Source organism: Enterobacter sp. JUb54 (assembly GCF_014298075.1).
GTDB lineage: Bacteria > Pseudomonadota > Gammaproteobacteria > Enterobacterales > Enterobacteriaceae > Klebsiella > Klebsiella lignicola.
Genome location: NZ_CP060418.1, coordinates 2,460,466 through 2,475,465 on the forward strand (window position 1 = coordinate 2,460,466; position 15,000 = coordinate 2,475,465).

General features: G+C 57.4%; 16 protein-coding genes. 2 read left to right on the top strand and 14 right to left on the bottom strand.

Annotated elements, in window-relative coordinates; all coding sequences use genetic code 11:
* Positions 1-3: 3 nt before the first annotated feature.
* From sdhA to sdhC, 3 genes are read right to left on the bottom strand one after another with little or no spacing between them, the layout of a single operon-like run.
* Positions 4-1,770: a succinate dehydrogenase flavoprotein subunit gene (gene sdhA, locus HF679_RS11335; protein WP_123755994.1), complete on the bottom strand. Its 1,767-nt coding sequence runs from the start codon at positions 1,768-1,770 to the stop codon at positions 4-6.
* A complete protein-coding gene (gene sdhD, locus HF679_RS11340) occupies positions 1,770-2,117 on the bottom strand; it encodes a succinate dehydrogenase membrane anchor subunit (RefSeq protein ID WP_123755993.1) in 348 nt (115 codons plus the stop codon). Before sdhD ends, sdhA begins: the two co-directional genes overlap by 1 nt.
* Complete coding sequence (gene sdhC, locus HF679_RS11345) at positions 2,111-2,515, bottom strand: succinate dehydrogenase cytochrome b556 subunit (protein ID WP_187042985.1); 405 nt, start codon at positions 2,513-2,515, stop codon at positions 2,111-2,113. Before sdhC ends, sdhD begins: the two co-directional genes overlap by 7 nt.
* A 637-nt stretch (positions 2,516-3,152) precedes the next feature.
* Between sdhC and HF679_RS11350 the strand changes: the two genes are divergently transcribed.
* A complete protein-coding gene (locus HF679_RS11350) occupies positions 3,153-4,439 on the top strand; it encodes a citrate synthase (protein ID WP_187042986.1) in 1,287 nt (428 codons plus the stop codon).
* Positions 4,440-4,606: 167 nt separating this feature from the next.
* On the opposite strand, the gene HF679_RS11355 is transcribed toward HF679_RS11350, so the two are convergent.
* The 10 genes from HF679_RS11355 to HF679_RS11400 form a co-directional block, all read right to left on the bottom strand.
* Complete coding sequence (locus HF679_RS11355) at positions 4,607-4,945, bottom strand: helix-turn-helix domain-containing protein (protein ID WP_187042987.1); 339 nt, start codon at positions 4,943-4,945, stop codon at positions 4,607-4,609.
* Positions 4,945-5,283, bottom strand: coding sequence for a type II toxin-antitoxin system RelE/ParE family toxin (locus HF679_RS11360; protein ID WP_123755989.1), 339 nt, complete (start codon positions 5,281-5,283; stop codon positions 4,945-4,947). Before HF679_RS11360 ends, HF679_RS11355 begins: the two co-directional genes overlap by 1 nt.
* Positions 5,284-5,490: 207 nt before the next feature.
* A complete protein-coding gene (nei, locus tag HF679_RS11365) occupies positions 5,491-6,282 on the bottom strand; it encodes an endonuclease VIII (protein ID WP_123755988.1) in 792 nt (263 codons plus the stop codon).
* Between the two features lie 24 nt (positions 6,283-6,306).
* A complete protein-coding gene (gene pcp / locus HF679_RS11370) occupies positions 6,307-6,951 on the bottom strand; it encodes a pyroglutamyl-peptidase I (RefSeq protein WP_187042988.1) in 645 nt (214 codons plus the stop codon).
* A gap of 9 nt (positions 6,952-6,960) precedes the next feature.
* Entirely contained in the window at positions 6,961-7,956 is a 996-nt protein-coding gene (locus tag HF679_RS11375; protein ID WP_187042989.1) for a DUF979 domain-containing protein, read from the bottom strand.
* Positions 7,953-8,678 (bottom strand): DUF969 domain-containing protein, encoded by a 726-nt coding sequence (locus tag HF679_RS11380; RefSeq protein ID WP_123755985.1) that lies wholly within the window; start codon positions 8,676-8,678, stop codon positions 7,953-7,955. Before HF679_RS11380 ends, HF679_RS11375 begins: the two co-directional genes overlap by 4 nt.
* A 71-nt stretch (positions 8,679-8,749) precedes the next feature.
* Positions 8,750-9,496: a 5-oxoprolinase subunit PxpA gene (gene pxpA / locus HF679_RS11385; protein WP_187042990.1), complete on the bottom strand. Its 747-nt coding sequence runs from the start codon at positions 9,494-9,496 to the stop codon at positions 8,750-8,752.
* The gene (pxpC, locus tag HF679_RS11390; protein WP_154143449.1) at positions 9,486-10,418 is read right to left on the bottom strand and encodes a 5-oxoprolinase subunit PxpC; all 933 of its coding nucleotides are present in this window, start codon (positions 10,416-10,418) and stop codon (positions 9,486-9,488) included. Before pxpC ends, pxpA begins: the two co-directional genes overlap by 11 nt.
* Positions 10,412-11,068: a 5-oxoprolinase subunit PxpB gene (gene pxpB, locus HF679_RS11395; RefSeq protein WP_123756235.1), complete on the bottom strand. Its 657-nt coding sequence runs from the start codon at positions 11,066-11,068 to the stop codon at positions 10,412-10,414. The genes pxpC and pxpB overlap by 7 nt, the downstream gene beginning before the upstream one ends.
* Before the next feature lie 14 nt (positions 11,069-11,082).
* Entirely contained in the window at positions 11,083-11,826 is a 744-nt protein-coding gene (locus tag HF679_RS11400) for a type 2 GTP cyclohydrolase I (RefSeq protein ID WP_123755982.1), read from the bottom strand.
* Positions 11,827-12,096: 270 nt separating this feature from the next.
* On the opposite strand from HF679_RS11400, the gene dtpD reads away from it, so the two are divergent.
* The gene (gene dtpD / locus HF679_RS11405) at positions 12,097-13,575 is read left to right on the top strand and encodes a dipeptide permease DtpD (RefSeq protein WP_154143452.1); all 1,479 of its coding nucleotides are present in this window, start codon (positions 12,097-12,099) and stop codon (positions 13,573-13,575) included.
* Here dtpD and phrB read toward each other — a convergent pair.
* Positions 13,547-14,989 (bottom strand): deoxyribodipyrimidine photo-lyase, encoded by a 1,443-nt coding sequence (phrB, locus tag HF679_RS11410; protein ID WP_187042991.1) that lies wholly within the window; start codon positions 14,987-14,989, stop codon positions 13,547-13,549. The two genes, dtpD and phrB, sit on opposite strands and share 29 nt — an antisense overlap.
* Between the last annotated feature and the right edge of the window lie 11 nt (positions 14,990-15,000).

Genomic DNA, 15,000 nt, shown 5'->3' on the forward strand with positions numbered 1-15,000 from the left:
GCATTAATAAGTACGAATCTTCGGCGGGAATGCCGGACGCAGTTTCGGTTCCATGTTGACGCTACGACGCGTCATGGATTCCGACTCTGGCAGATACAGGGAATGGCACAGCCAGTTTTCGTCATCGCGCTCCGGGAAGTCGAAGCGGCTATGCGCGCCACGGCTCTCGGTACGGAAGTTTGCCGACACCGCAGTGGCGTAAGCGGTTTCCATCAGGTTATCCAGCTCCAGACACTCAACGCGCTGGGTATTGAACTCGCTGGATGTGTCATCCAGACGGGCGTTTTTCAGGCGCTCGCGGATTGCTTTCAGCTGCTCAAGGCCCTTCGCCATCGCATCCCCTTCACGGAATACCGAGAAGTTGTGCTGCATACATTCCTGCAGCGCTTTGCGGATTTCGACCGGGTCTTCGCCGTTACGGTTGCCGTTCCAGCGGTTCAGACGTTCCAGAGATGCATCGATCTCTTCTTCCGTCGCGTCACGCAGAACGCCCTGCTCGGCGATAGATTCCTGCAGATGCAGACCCACCGCACGACCAAACACCACCAGGTCAAGCAGCGAGTTGCCGCCCAGACGGTTTGCACCGTGGACCGATACGCAGGCGATTTCACCAACCGCGAACAGACCCGGAATCACCACATCTTCACCCTGCTCGTTGACGGTCAATGCCTGGCCGCTCACTTTGGTCGGAATACCGCCCATCATATAGTGGCAGGTTGGGATAACCGGAATCGGCTCTTTCACCGGGTCAACGTGGGCGAAGGTACGGGAGAGCTCAAGGATACCCGGCAGGCGAGATTCCAGAACTTCTTTACCCAGATGGTCAAGTTTCAGTTTCGCATGCGGGCCCCACGGACCATCGCAGCCACGACCTTCACGGATTTCGATCATGATGGAACGCGCCACCACGTCACGACCCGCCAGGTCTTTAGCATTCGGCGCATAACGCTCCATGAAGCGCTCGCCGTGTTTATTCAGCAGATAGCCGCCTTCACCACGGCAGCCTTCGGTGACCAGAACCCCGGCGCCGGCGATACCGGTCGGGTGGAACTGCCACATTTCCATATCCTGTACCGGAACGCCGGCACGGATAGCCATCCCGACGCCGTCACCGGTATTGATGTGGGCGTTGGTGGTGGATTGATAGATACGGCCTGCGCCGCCGGTCGCCAGGACCGTTGCACGGGCTTTGAAGTAAACCACTTCGCCGGTTTCAATACACAGCGCGGTACAACCTACCACGGCGCCATCGGCGTTCTTCACCAGGTCCAGGGCATACCACTCGGAGAAAATCGTGGTGTGGTTTTTCAGGTTCTGCTGGTACAGCGTGTGCAGCAGTGCGTGACCGGTACGGTCAGCCGCCGCCGCAGTACGTGCCGCCTGCTCGCCGCCGAAGTTCTTCGACTGGCCGCCAAACGGACGCTGATAAATGGTACCGTCATCAAGACGTGAGAACGGCAGGCCCATATGGTCCAGTTCAAGAATCGCTTCCGGACCGGTTTTGCACATATATTCGATGGCGTCCTGGTCGCCAATATAGTCCGACCCTTTCACGGTGTCGTACATGTGCCATTCCCAGTTATCTTCATGGGTATTACCGAGCGCCACGGTGATGCCACCCTGCGCAGAAACGGTATGGGAACGAGTCGGGAACACTTTGGAGAGCAGCGCACAGGTCTGGCCGCTCTGGGAAATCTGCAGTGCCGCGCGCATACCTGCGCCACCAGCACCAATCACAACTGCATCAAATTCTCTGACTGGCAATTTCATCACACACCCCACACCACAACAAATCCATAAAGAACGTAAGCCACCAGCGCCGCAACGATAACCAGTTGCAGAACTAAGCGCACAGCCAGTGGTTTAACGTAGTCCGTCAATACCTGCCACATCCCAATCCACGCGTGAATCAAAATGGAGATCAGAGCCAGCAGGGTGAAGACTTTAGTGAACGCGGAGGAGAAAAAGCCCGTCCAGACTTCCCATGTAATGTCACCTGAGATGGCAAAAAAGCCGACCATATAGATGATGTAAAGGGTCAGAACGATGGCGGTAGCACGGACCAGAATGAAGTCATGTACGCCGTTACGTCCCAGTGCAGAGGCGTTGCTTACCATACGAGGACTCCTGCGAGAAGTGAAAGCACGACAGTAATAACAAAAGAAATCTTAGCGGAGCGTGTCCCTACTTCGAGGGTTTCTTCCAGATAACCAAAATCCATCATCAGGTGGCGAATGCCCACAACGGCGTGGTATGCCAGCGCGGTCAGAATGCCCCACATGATAAACTTCACGAAGAAGCTACCCATGATGGATGACGCCACGAGGAAACCTTCGGGAGAGGAAAGGCTGGTGCCCAGCAACCAAAGCAGTATTCCGACCGCCACGAAGGTGATCACACCGGAAACGCGATGGAGAATGGACGCTATCGCAGTGATTGGGAACCGGATCGTTTGCAAATCCAGATTGACAGGTCTTTGTTTTTTCACATTTCTTACCATGAATAACGCCCACATGCTGTTCTTATTGTTTCCTTCCTCCGGTCTGCTTGCGGGTCAGACAGCGTCCTTTCTATAACCTGTGGTCATGATTAAACCCTTAATTAAGAGCTAAAACGTGACCAGACAACGCTGGGTGGCTCGGGATTGCAGGGTGTTCCGGAGACCTGGCCGCAGTATAGGACGTTCACAAAATCATTACAATTAACCTACATATAGTTTGTCGGGTTTTGTCCCGAACAGTGATCAAGGTCACGATAACAACATTATTTTAAAATTTAATCACCTGATTTGACAAATATTAAACATTCTTGTTACAACCATTACCAGATAAATGCAATAATGCTCAAAAGTTATGGGGTCACTCTTTCACCTGAGAATAAGTTATGCAACAGTGTGTTGGTATTGACCGATGTAATCAGGACAGTTATTAGTGGTATACAGATTTTCAAATTCGGACTGCTAAAACGCTGATTTGCTGCTATTTCGTCGTAGACTGAAGACGTACCATCAAGCGCCTTTGCTCTGTACCCTGCCCATTTCGCTGACGCAGAGCTGTGTGCAACATAACAAACTGGTAACGTAAGCAGACGCGGGCCGAAGGCAAATCCACCCCAGGCAGTCTTAAGCAATAAAGGCGCTAAGGAGACCATAAATGTCTGATACTAAAGCAAAAATCACCATAGGCGGTGATACTGCTATCGAACTAGATGTGCTAAAGGGCACGCTCGGTCAGGATGTAATTGATATTCGTAGTCTTGGTTCAAAAGGGGTTTTCACCTTTGACCCTGGTTTCACTTCAACCGCATCTTGTGAATCTAAAATCACTTTTATCGACGGTGATGAAGGTATCCTGCTCCACCGTGGTTTCCCGATCGATCAGTTAGCGACCGAGTCCAACTACCTCGAAGTGTGTTACATCCTGCTGAACGGTGAAAAACCGAACCAGCAGCAGTACGACGAATTCAAGACTATCGTTACCCGCCACACCATGATTCACGAGCAGATCACCCGTCTGTTCCACGCGTTCCGTCGCGACTCTCACCCGATGGCGGTGATGTGCGGTATTACCGGTGCGCTGGCCGCGTTCTATCACGACTCCCTGGATGTCAATAATCCACGTCACCGTGATATCGCCGCGTTCCGTCTGCTGTCTAAAATGCCGACAATGGCAGCCATGTGTTACAAATATTCAATCGGCCAGCCTTTCGTCTATCCGCGCAACGACCTCTCCTACGCGGGCAACTTCCTGAATATGATGTTCTCCACACCGTGTGAAACCTATGAGGTTAACCCGGTACTGGAACGCGCTATGGACCGTATTCTGATCCTGCACGCTGACCACGAACAGAACGCATCGACCTCTACCGTCCGTACCGCAGGCTCATCTGGCGCGAACCCGTTCGCCTGTATCGCTGCGGGCATCGCCTCCCTGTGGGGACCGGCGCACGGTGGCGCGAACGAAGCTGCACTGAAGATGCTGGAAGAGATCAGTTCCGTTGAGCACATTCCGGAATTTGTCCGCCGCGCGAAAGACAAGAACGACTCTTTCCGCCTGATGGGCTTTGGCCACCGCGTGTACAAAAACTACGACCCGCGCGCCACCGTTATGCGTGAAACCTGCCATGAAGTACTGAAAGAACTGGGCACCAAAGACGATCTGCTGGAAGTGGCCATGGAGCTTGAGCACATTGCGCTCAACGACCCGTACTTCATCGAGAAGAAACTCTACCCGAACGTCGATTTCTACTCCGGTATCATCCTGAAAGCGATGGGCATTCCGTCCTCCATGTTTACCGTTATCTTCGCGATGGCGCGTACCGTGGGCTGGATTGCACACTGGAACGAAATGCACAGCGACGGTATGAAAATCGCGCGTCCGCGTCAGCTGTATACCGGCTACGAAAAACGCGATTTCAAATCCGACGTGGCCAAAGGCTGAGTCCGGATCGACCGATAAAAAAACGCGCCTCCGGGCGCGTTTTTTATTGGTCGTCGGGATCTTTGGCTGAGAGTTTTATGTTGCCAGGCCGAAGGGTAAGACATCTTCCACATGCGTTTCTCTTCAAAATCTTAACTGACAGACATTACACCTAAGCGGGATATTTATTACTCAACAACGAGCTTAACTTTTTTACCAATGGTGATAACCATCCCGACAAGCGCATCAATGGTGAATTTCTCTGTTTTTTTGTTCACTACATCGGAAACCCGAGGACGGGATACGTGCAAAATCTGGGCGGCTTTTCCCTGCTTGAGCCCCCCCTCCTTCATCCACGTAGCAATCTCAACCATCAAGACTTCTTTCATCGCCTTTGTTCGCTCAATCTCACCTTGTGATTTAGCTTTCAGCGCAGCTGCCTCGGCTGGCTCAAACCCGAGATCAGCAAAAATATTTCCGCCGGCACGGGTCACATGACGTGTTTTCGTGTCGATTTTATCGGTCATTACATCTTCCTCCGTTCCGCTAATACTGCTTTATAGCGGGCTTTAATAATATTGACGTCTCTGGGGCTTGTCTGTTGGGTCTTTTTGTCGAAAGCATGAAGCACGTAAATGGCTTCATCAAACTTGGCAACGTAGACGACGCGATACTCACCATCCTCACCAGTAAGCCTGATTTCGATAACCCCTATGCCCCAGGTGCTTACAGGTTTATAGTCTGTAGGCTGTAAGCCGCACTGAACCTTTCCCAGCTCATGACCGGCATCCCGTTTGACGTCATCAGGAAATGCCTTTAGATCATCAAGCGATGTTCCGCGCCATACAATGTCTTTCTCGGCCATCCTTGTGCCCCCGCCCCTATTTTTGTATAAAATATTATACATACAACGCTTAAACGCAAGTGGAACCGGTCAAAATACCACCAAGCTTACTCAACGCAACGCTTCCAGAAAATGCTGTACGGGTACTTTTGCCGGTAAAGGGAATGTCCAGCCAGATAGTGTCCATTGGCCAGGGTTTGGGGCGCGTTTTTTATTGGCAAAAAGTGCTTAATGCTGACAGCCTGGGCACCAGTAAAATGGCCGTGACGACTGCATCGTCTTCTCAATGATGCCGCCGCAGCGCTCGCAGGCTTCCCCTTCCCGATGGAAAACCCGGAAGCGAAACAGCGCGCCATGATGCTTTTGCTCATCCACCACGCCGCGAGTGCGATAGGACAAACGAGGAATATCCAGCAACGCGTGAGCCAGCTCGTCGAGCTGCCGCGAGTCCAGTTCAGCGGCATGATGCCGCCCGGTCAGACCGACCTGCCAGAGGATCTCGACCCGCAGGTAATTTCCCAGCCCGGCCAGAAACGCCTGATCCAGAAATAACCCGGCAAACTGTCGGCGGCGAAAGGCGGTCGACAGTAAACGCGCTTTGACGGCGTCCGCCGTTAAGCGCATATCCAGCACGTCAGGCCCTACCCGCAGTAAAAACGGATGCACCGCAAGCTGCCCGGGCGTCAGCAGAGCGATATCTGACGCGCTGTAGAGCAATATCGCCTTCTCTGCAGTCTGCAACCTGACCCGCAGCACCCGCTGAGTCACCGGCTGTTCTCCGGCCTCCACCACGCGCCAGACGCCGTACAACTGATTGTGGCTGTACAGCGTCAATCCGCCGGAAAAGTGCGTCAGCAGGGCTTTCCCCCGGGTTTCTATGTGCGTCACCCGCTGGCCCACCAGCTGCGACTGATATTCCTGTAACGCGGCAAAGGCAAACCACACCTCGGTCAGCGGTTTGCCTTTGATCGCCCTCTCCAGGCTATCCGCCGCCCGGCGGATCTCCGGACCTTCCGGCATCATCTTGTCCTTTTGTTCTGCCGGTTAGTGGGTTGCCCCACCGACCGCTTTCACATCACCATCCTGCTGGAGCGAGACGACGATTGCCGTCTCCAGCGCCGCCCGTACCGTCCCGACCGCCATGCTCGCCTCACCGGGGTGGGCTGCCGCCTGTTCCGGCAGATACGGAATATGGATAAAACCGCCTTTGGTTCCGGCTTTGCCCTGGAGCGCATCCAGCAGGCCATACATCACATGGTTGCAGACGAAGGTCCCCGCCGTTTGCGACACCGACGCCGGGATCCCCTGCTCGCGCAGCGCCGCGACAATGGCTTTGACCGGCAGGCTGCTGAACCACGCCGCCGGGCCGTCAGCGACGATCGGCTCATCGATAGGCTGCTGGCCTTTATTGTCCGGGATGCGCGCATCATCGACGTTGATCGCCACCCGTTCGACGGTAATGTCGACACGACCACCCGCCTGCCCTACGGCAATCGTCAGCCGCGGTTGCTGGGCCGCTAACGCGGCGTTCAGCACCGTCAGCGCCTCGCCAAAGACGCAGGGCAGCTGCAGCGCCACCACGGGCTCGCCGGCAATGGTGACGCCATCCAACTGGCGAACCACCTCCCACGAAGGGTTAACGGCCTCGCCGCCAAACGGTTCAAATCCGGTAATTAATACGCCCGCCATCTCCCCTCCTTACAGGAACATCAGGAAATAAAGTAAGAATACGTTAACGATCAGCAGCAGTATGCCGGTTGGGATCTGCGCCTTAATGACCGCGTTTTTATCCGGCAGCTCCAGCAGGGCCGCCGGCACGATATTGAAGTTGGCCGCCATCGGCGTCATCAGGGTGCCGCAGTAACCAGAGAACATCCCGATAGCCGCCATCACCGCCGGGTTACCGCCGTGCTGGAGCACCAGAATCGGAATACCGATACCCGCCGTGACAATCGGGAACGCCGCGAAAGCATTGCCCATCACCATCGTCAGTAGCGCCATGCCGAGGGTATAGACCACCACCGCGATAAAGCGGCTATCCACCGCAAGGTAGTGTTCGGTCAGCCAGGCAATGCTGCTGCCCACTCCGGCCGAGGTAAACAGCAATCCCAGCACCGCGAGGATCTGCGGCAGGATAAAGGCCCAGCCGACCGAATCGAGCAGACGACGCGCCTCCTGCAGCGGTTGCGTCACTCGCTCATGGGTCATGCGGATCGCCATAATCAGACCAATCAGCGTGCCGGCAGTCATCGAGAACAGCGTAATCAGCGTGGCATGGTTGCCAGGGCCAAACACCCAGTGCTGCCACGATGGGATATTGTTAAACAGCAGGACGCCAACCACCGTGACCACCGGGATGGCCAGCGCCGGATAAAACAAGCGGTTGCCCAGACGGACCGCGCTGGCGCTGCGCTCTTCCTGAGTGCGCTGGTGATAGCTGCCCAGCCGCACGCCGCCAAAGCCGGCAATCAGCGCCAGCACCACCACCGCCACGCCGACGGCGATATGAACGGTGCGCTTATCGCCCACCAGTTGCCAGGTCCAGTCGCCCAGCAGGAACAGCACGCCATACAGCCCCCAGAACAGGCCGGTGGTCAGGCGACGAGGGTTGCTTTTGTCGCGCCATGACATCACCGCGACCGCCAGCAGCACCAGTCCTGCCAGCCAGTAAAGCCAGGTTTGTTGGAAATTCATACCGCACCGCCTTTCGCCTGCCCGGCGTTAACCTTATCCAGTTCACGCTGAAGATGACGATCGAGGCGCCACAGACGGGCGGCATGGATCAGGAAGGCGCAAATGGCGGTCGGGATCCCCCACAGCGCAATGTGCAGCGGTTCGGTCTGGATGCCGCCGGATTCCAGCATAAAGTTGTGCATGAAGATGATCGCCCCGAAGGCGACAAAAATATCCTCACCGAAGAACAGGCCAACGTTGTCGGTCGCCGCCGACATCGCCCGCAGGCGGTAGCGCACGCTACCGGGCAGTGGACCAAAGGTTTTTTCCGCCGCCCCTTCCGCCATCGGCGCCAGCAGCGGACGTACCATCTGCGGGTGGCCCCCCAGGCTGGTTAAGCCCAGCGCGGCGGTCGCTTCACGGACAAACAGATAAACGATCAGCAGGCGTCCGGCGGTGGCGCTGTGGATCTTCGCGATCCACGCCTGGGCGCGTTCTTTCAGACCGTGTCGTTCCAGCAGGCCGATAACCGCCAGCGGTAGCAGCAGAATAAACGGCAGGTTACGGGTGTTGAGAAACCCCTCCCCCAGCTTTTCCAGAATGGTAGCGAGCGGCATATGCGCCGCCACACCGGTGACGATCCCGGCGACAATGACCACGAGCACCGGATTAAAACGTAGAATAAACCCGACCACAATCACGGCAATGCCGATCAGTGGCCAGAGAGATATTGCGTCTCCCATAATAACGTCCTGTTGGTTGTTGTGTTGGTTGTTGTGTTGGTTGTGTTGTTAACGACTTAATAATTATTGTTTTATGCTGTTGTTTCCGCGCTGACCTGAATGTTGCGTCCGGCAAACGCTGCCCGTAGACGACGGGCAAAATCCAGCGCGTGTGCGCCATCGCCATGCAGACAGACGGTTTGCGCAATCACCGGCGCCCATTCCCCGGTGATGCTGCGTACCCGGTTGTGCTGGACCATTTCCAGAGTCTGCGCCAGCGCCAGCTCTTCGCTGTCGATCAGCGCGCCGGACTGCGAACGCGGCACCAGACTGCCATCGGCCTGATATCCGCGATCGGCAAATACCTCCTGTCGCGTGGTCAACTGGTAGTGCTGGCCCGCGCGAATCAGCTCGCTGCCCGCCAGCCCCACCAGGATCAGCGCGGGGTCAAAATCGCGCACGGCTCGGGCTATCGCCTCGGCCAGCGGCACCTCTTTCGCCGCCTGGTTGTAGAGCATGCCGTGCGGCTTGACGTGTTTCAGCTCGCCGCCTTCAGCGCGGACGATCGCCGCCAGCGCGCCAATCTGATACAGCGTCTGGGCATAAACCGTTTCCGGCGGCAGCTGCATCGCCGTGCGGCCAAAGTTTTCCCGGTCGGGAAAACTGGGGTGGGCGCCGACGGCGACGCCGTTTTTCAACGCCTCACGGACACACTGATGCATCAGCATCGCATCGCCGGCGTGGAAGCCGCAGGCGATGTTGGCCGAGGAGACCAGCTGTAACAACGCGCTGTCGTTCGCGCAGCCCTCTCCCAGATCGGCATTTAAATCAATGATCATCGCTCAGCCTCCACGCCAGTTGTTCCAGATAACGCTGCTGGTCAGCACGCGTTTTCAGTGCCTCTTCCAGAGTGCAGGGGACAAAATGAATCGGCTGCCCCAGCGGAATTTGCGCCAGCTGGTACATATCGGCGTCGATAATGCAGGCAATACGCGGATAGCCCCCGGTGGTCTGCGCATCGTTCATCAGCACGATCGGCTGACCGTTGTGCGGAACCTGCACCACGCCCGGCAGCAGGCCATGCGAGAGCATCTCGCGATCGGTGGTGCGTTTGAGCGGCTGGCCCTGAAGACGGTAGCCCATCCGGTTACTCTGGGGGCTCAACTGCCAGGGTGAACGCCAGAACGACCCCTGAGACGCCGTATCAAACTCCTGGTATTCTGGCCCCGGTAACGCACGGATACGGTTACTCAGCGGCAGCTGTTTAACGCCGCGCGCCGCCTTGAACTGGCGGGACGTTTTACCCAGCTTCAGCCGGTCGCCATCCTGCAGGCGTCGCCCTTCGAAGCCGCCAATGCCCACTTTCAGATCGGTACTGCGTGACCCCAGCACCACCGGCACATCGATGCCGCCGGCCACCGCCAGGTAGCTACGGATACCGTACTGCGGAGTTTTCAATACCAGATGCTGGCCGGCCTTCGCCGCCATTCGCCAGCCCACCCACACCGGTTTATCGTCAAGCAGCGCCTCACAGGCGGCACCGGTTAACGCAAACCAGCAGTCACGTTCGAACTGGATATCCACCTGACCGAGCGTGATCTCCAGCGCAGCCATGTTGGGGTCATTCCCCACCAGCAGGTTGGCGGTCACCAGTGAGGGAGTATCCAGAGCGCCGCAGAGGCTGATCCCCGACTGTCGTTGTCCTTCGCGCCCGCCGTCCTGTATTGACGAATACATGCCGGCGCGGATCATCTTCAACATACCCCCTCCTTTTGCGGTACAAAGCGAACTTTATCGCCGGAACGTAGCAGCACCGGCTCCTGTCGCCTGGGGTCAAACAGCGCCAGCGGCGTGCGGCCCAGCAGCTGCCAGCCGCCAGGGGTGGCCAGAGGATAAACCCCGGTTTGCACGCCACCGATCCCCACAGATCCTGCCGGAACCAGCAGCCGCGGCTCCGCCCGACGCGGCGTCGCCAGCTGTTCAGGCAGTCCGCCCAAATAGGGGAATCCCGGCTGGAAGCCGAGGAACCACACCACGTATTCGACTGAGGAGTGCAGTTCAACCACCTGTTTCTCACTCAGTCCGCAGTGGCGCGCCACTTCTGCTAAATCTGGCCCGTCTTCGCCACCGTAGATCACCGGGATCGTCATCTCCCGGGACTCCGGCTCCAGCGCTTCGCTCTCTTCCCACCAGCGTTGCAGCTGCTCAATCGCATCCCACGCCATCGTCTGCGGATGACGCAGGACGACGGTGATATTGTTCATCCCCGGAATCGCATCCAGCGCCTCTTCATGATCCGCCAGTCGCTGGGCCAGGCGCCAGATGCGCTTTTGGCTCTCCAGCGTCACCGGAGGTTCAAGTTCGAGGACGACGGCGGTTTCGCCTAACATATAACAACGCGCTCGCTGCACTTTTTTCTCTCTCATCAGGCCGGGTTAGGGATATCAATAAAGGTCACATCCAGATCGCTGTTTTCCGACAGCCATTCGCTTAAGGCGCGAATACCGCCGCGTTCGGTGGCATGGTGCCCGGCGGCATAAAAATGCAGGGACTGCTCGCGGGCGGAGTGAATGGTTTGTTCCGACACTTCACCGGTGATAAAGGCATCGACCCCGAAACGGGCGGCGCTATCAATAAAGCCCTGGCCGCCGCCGGTGCACCAGGCAACCCGCGCGACTTTATCCGGCCCGGTATCGCCGCACCACAGCGGTTTACGCCCCAGGCGCGCCTCAATCCACGAGGCCAGCTCCAGCCCGGAAACCGGCATCGACAGTTCGCCCCACGGCACCAGCGGTTCAATTTCGCCCATGATATTGATACCGAGAAGTTGCGCCAGCTGGGCGTTATTGCCCAGCTCCGGATGGGCGTCCAGCGGCAAATGCCAGCTATAGAGGTTGATATCATTCGCCAGCAGCGTTTTCAGACGCTGGCGTTTCATGCCGCGAACGATCGGCGATTCACCCTTCCAGAAGTAACCATGATGGACAATCACCGCATCCGCCTGCAGGCGCACGGCTTCATCCAGCAGCGCCTGGCTGGCGGTCACGCCAGTGACAATCTTTTGCACCGTTTCACGCCCCTCGACCTGCAGGCCGTTTGGCCCGTAGTCGCTGAATGTCGCGCTGTTAAGCTTTTCGTTAATCAGTTGTTCCAGTTCGCTATTTTTCATTGTCGCTCCATCAGGTCATCATCGTGTGCACAGGCATAACATAACGGGATCCGCGGAGGTCGTCGATAGCACCTGTGCAACCCGCGCTATGTTGACTTTTAGCGTAAACCCGCAATTTGTCTACCCACCCCATAACGCATTCGTGTATATTTATGCACTATTAAAGCATATTAAATAATCAGAAAGCCTGGTAAGCCATGAATATCACTACGAAATCGCTATTCATGCAGAAAGATCGACTTTCTTTTTTTGGCAGGAATTAAACGTTACATGAACAGACAATCATCGCAGCCGCGGGCGATTTATTACGTTGTCGCGCTGCAAATCTGGGAGTATTTCAGTTTCTATGGCATGCGGGCGCTGCTGATTTTATATCTCACCAATCAGCTCAAGTATGACGATAACCACGCCTACGCCCTGTTCAGCGCCTATTGCTCGCTGGTTTACGTCACGCCAATTCTCGGCGGTTTTTTGGCCGACAAGCTGCTCGGCAACCGGATGGCGGTGATGCTCGGCGCCCTGTTGATGGCGATCGGCCATCTGGTGCTGGGCGCCAGCGAAATTGCCCCGACCTTCCTCTATCTGTCGCTGGCGATCATCGTCTGCGGTTACGGCTTGTTTAAGTCCAACGTCAGCTGCCTGCTGGGCGAACTGTATGAACCGACCGATCCGCGCCGCGATGGCGGCTTCTCGCTGATGTACGCCGCGGGCAATATCGGTTCGATCGTCGCCCCAATCGCCTGTGGCTATGTGCAGGAAGAGTACAGCTGGGCCATGGGCTTCGCCCTCGCCGCCATCGGGATGATTGCCGGGCTGGTGATTTTCCTCTGCGGCGGTCGCCATTTCCGTCATACCGCCGGCGTCAATCGCGCAGCCCTGCGCGCGCGCCACTTTCTGCTGCCGAACTGGGGCTGGTTGCTGGTGCTGCTGGTCGCCGCGCCCCTGCTGATTACCGTTCTGTTCTGGAAAGAGTGGTCGGTCTATGCGCTGATTGTCGCCACCGTCATTGGTCTGCTGGTGCTGGCCCGAATTTATCGCCGGGCAGAAACGGCGAAACAACGCAGCGATCTGCGGCTGATTATTGTCCTGACCGGCTTCAGCCTGCTGTTCTGGGCCTTCGCGCAGCAGGGTGGCAGCTCTATCAGCCTGTATATCGACCGCTTCGTTAATCGTCATGTCATGAGCTACGAAGTGCCGACGGCGATGTTCCAGTCGGTGAACGCCTTCGCGGTGATGCTCTGCGGAATGGTGCTGGCGTGGCTGGTGAAAGAGACGGTTAGCGGGAACAGAACCGTGCGGATCTGGGGTAAGTTTGCGCTCGGTCTCGGCCTGATGAGCGCCGGATTCTGCATTCTGACCTTAAGCGCCCGCTGGTCAGCGACCTACGGCCAGTCATCGATGCCGTTAATGGTGCTGGGTCTGGCGGTGATGGGCTTTGCCGAACTGTTTATCGACCCGGTGGCGATGGCGCAAATCACCCGCATCGAGATCCCCGGCGTGACCGGCGTGCTGACCGGCATCTATATGCTGCTGTCCGGCGCTATCGCCAACTATCTGGCGGGAGTGATTGCTGACCAGACCGCCCAGGGGTCCTTTGATGAAGCTGGTGCGGCCGGTTACGCCATTGATGCCTACATTCATGTTTTCAGCCAGATCACCTGGGGCGCCTTAGCCTGCGTCGGCCTGGTGCTGGTTATCTGGCTGTACTCTGCCCTGCGCGTTAAGACTCGCGCGCTGGCGGTGGAGTAGACCCTTTGCTGGCGGCCTCCCAGGCTGCCAGCGTCTCCAGCCGCGCCTGCTTGTGATCGACCAGCGGGCGCGGATACGCCAGCGTCACGCCGTGCTTATCGGCCCACAGCCACGGCTGATGCAGCGCTTTCTCCGGCACGCCCGCCAGCTCGGGCAGCCATTGACGAATAAACGCTCCCGCCTTATCAAACTTCTCCCCCTGCGTGGTGGGATTAAAAATTCGAAAATAGGGCGCGGCATCGGTGCCGGTCGACGCGGCCCATTGCCAGCCGCCGTTATTGGCCGCCAGGTCGCCATCAATCAACTGGTTGATAAAATAGCGCTCGCCCGCGCGCCAGTCGACGCGCAGGTCCTTCACCAGAAAACTGGCGACAATCATCCGCAAGCGATTATGCATCCAGCCCGTGGCGTTGAGCTGACGCATGGCGGCATCGACAATCGGAAAACCGGTCTGGCCGTTTTGCCACGCCTGTAGCCCCTGCTCATCGTCCCGCCACGCGACCTTATCGGTCCACGCGATAAACGGTCGACCTTTGCATAGCCGTGGGTGGAACACCATTAAATGGCGGTAAAACTCACGCCAGATGAGCTCGTTCAGCCACACTGCCCCCGCCCCACCGTCGAGCGCGGCGGGCTGTTCCACCAGCAGACGATGCAGGCACTGACGCGGAGAAAGCACGCCAGCGGCCAGACAGGGCGACAGCCGGCTGGTGCCTTCCCGAGCGGGAAAATCACGCTGCTGGTCATAATCGGCGACCTGCTGCTGGCAGAAAGTGCGTAGCCGGGCAATGGCCGTTTTTTCGTCGGCGGCAAACAGCTGTGCATCAAACGCCTGCTGCGGGTAGCGGATCTCCGGCAGCGATGTTGGTTGCAATGGCCCGTCGGGACGAACTCTTGGCGCGGCCACGCATTCCGGTAGCGCCTCGCGCAGCCGGCGCAGGAAGGCATTTTTGAATGGCGTAAAGACCTTGTACATCTCGCGATTGCCGGTCAACACGCTGCCGGGAGGCAGCAGCAGCGCATCGTCAAATCCCTGACACACCAGGCCGCTCAGCCTTTTTTCCACCTGCGCATCGCGCTGCCGCTCATTAATTTCGTACTGGTAGTTATAAAACAAGTGGCTCACCTGCCGCTGCGCGCAGTATTCCGCCAGCCGTTCGCCGCTGGCAGCGAAGTCGTCAGCCTCAATCACCTCAAGCGGAATACCGCGTTCGGCCAGTGCCAGCTGCAGACTGTGCAGGTGCTGAGCGATAAAAGCCGCCTGACGCGGCGCCATGCCATGCTGGCGCCATTGTTCCGGCGTGGCGATAAACAGCGCCAGCACCGTCGCGTGGGGATCGCGACAGGCTGCAGCCAGCGCGAGGTTGTCATGGATACGTAAGTCCGCGCGAAACCAGACCAGATGAGTGGCCATAAAACTCCTGC

Coding starts and splice junctions, on each gene's coding strand:
- pxpC (WP_154143449.1), bottom strand. CDS start 10,418: ATGTTGAAGATGATCCGCGCCGGCATGTATTCGTCAATACAGGACGGC.
- pxpA (WP_187042990.1), bottom strand. CDS start 9,496: ATGATCATTGATTTAAATGCCGATCTGGGAGAGGGCTGCGCGAACGAC.
- dtpD (WP_154143452.1), top strand. CDS start 12,097: ATGAACAGACAATCATCGCAGCCGCGGGCGATTTATTACGTTGTCGCG.
- pcp (WP_187042988.1), bottom strand. CDS start 6,951: ATGGCGGGCGTATTAATTACCGGATTTGAACCGTTTGGCGGCGAGGCC.
- HF679_RS11380 (WP_123755985.1), bottom strand. CDS start 8,678: ATGGGAGACGCAATATCTCTCTGGCCACTGATCGGCATTGCCGTGATT.
- sdhD (WP_123755993.1), bottom strand. CDS start 2,117: ATGGTAAGCAACGCCTCTGCACTGGGACGTAACGGCGTACATGACTTC.
- HF679_RS11355 (WP_187042987.1), bottom strand. CDS start 4,945: ATGACCGATAAAATCGACACGAAAACACGTCATGTGACCCGTGCCGGC.
- sdhA (WP_123755994.1), bottom strand. CDS start 1,770: ATGAAATTGCCAGTCAGAGAATTTGATGCAGTTGTGATTGGTGCTGGT.
- HF679_RS11400 (WP_123755982.1), bottom strand. CDS start 11,826: ATGAAAAATAGCGAACTGGAACAACTGATTAACGAAAAGCTTAACAGC.
- phrB (WP_187042991.1), bottom strand. CDS start 14,989: ATGGCCACTCATCTGGTCTGGTTTCGCGCGGACTTACGTATCCATGAC.
- HF679_RS11375 (WP_187042989.1), bottom strand. CDS start 7,956: ATGAATTTCCAACAAACCTGGCTTTACTGGCTGGCAGGACTGGTGCTG.
- HF679_RS11350 (WP_187042986.1), top strand. CDS start 3,153: ATGTCTGATACTAAAGCAAAAATCACCATAGGCGGTGATACTGCTATC.
- HF679_RS11360 (WP_123755989.1), bottom strand. CDS start 5,283: ATGGCCGAGAAAGACATTGTATGGCGCGGAACATCGCTTGATGATCTA.
- sdhC (WP_187042985.1), bottom strand. CDS start 2,515: ATGTGGGCGTTATTCATGGTAAGAAATGTGAAAAAACAAAGACCTGTC.
- nei (WP_123755988.1), bottom strand. CDS start 6,282: ATGCCGGAAGGTCCGGAGATCCGCCGGGCGGCGGATAGCCTGGAGAGG.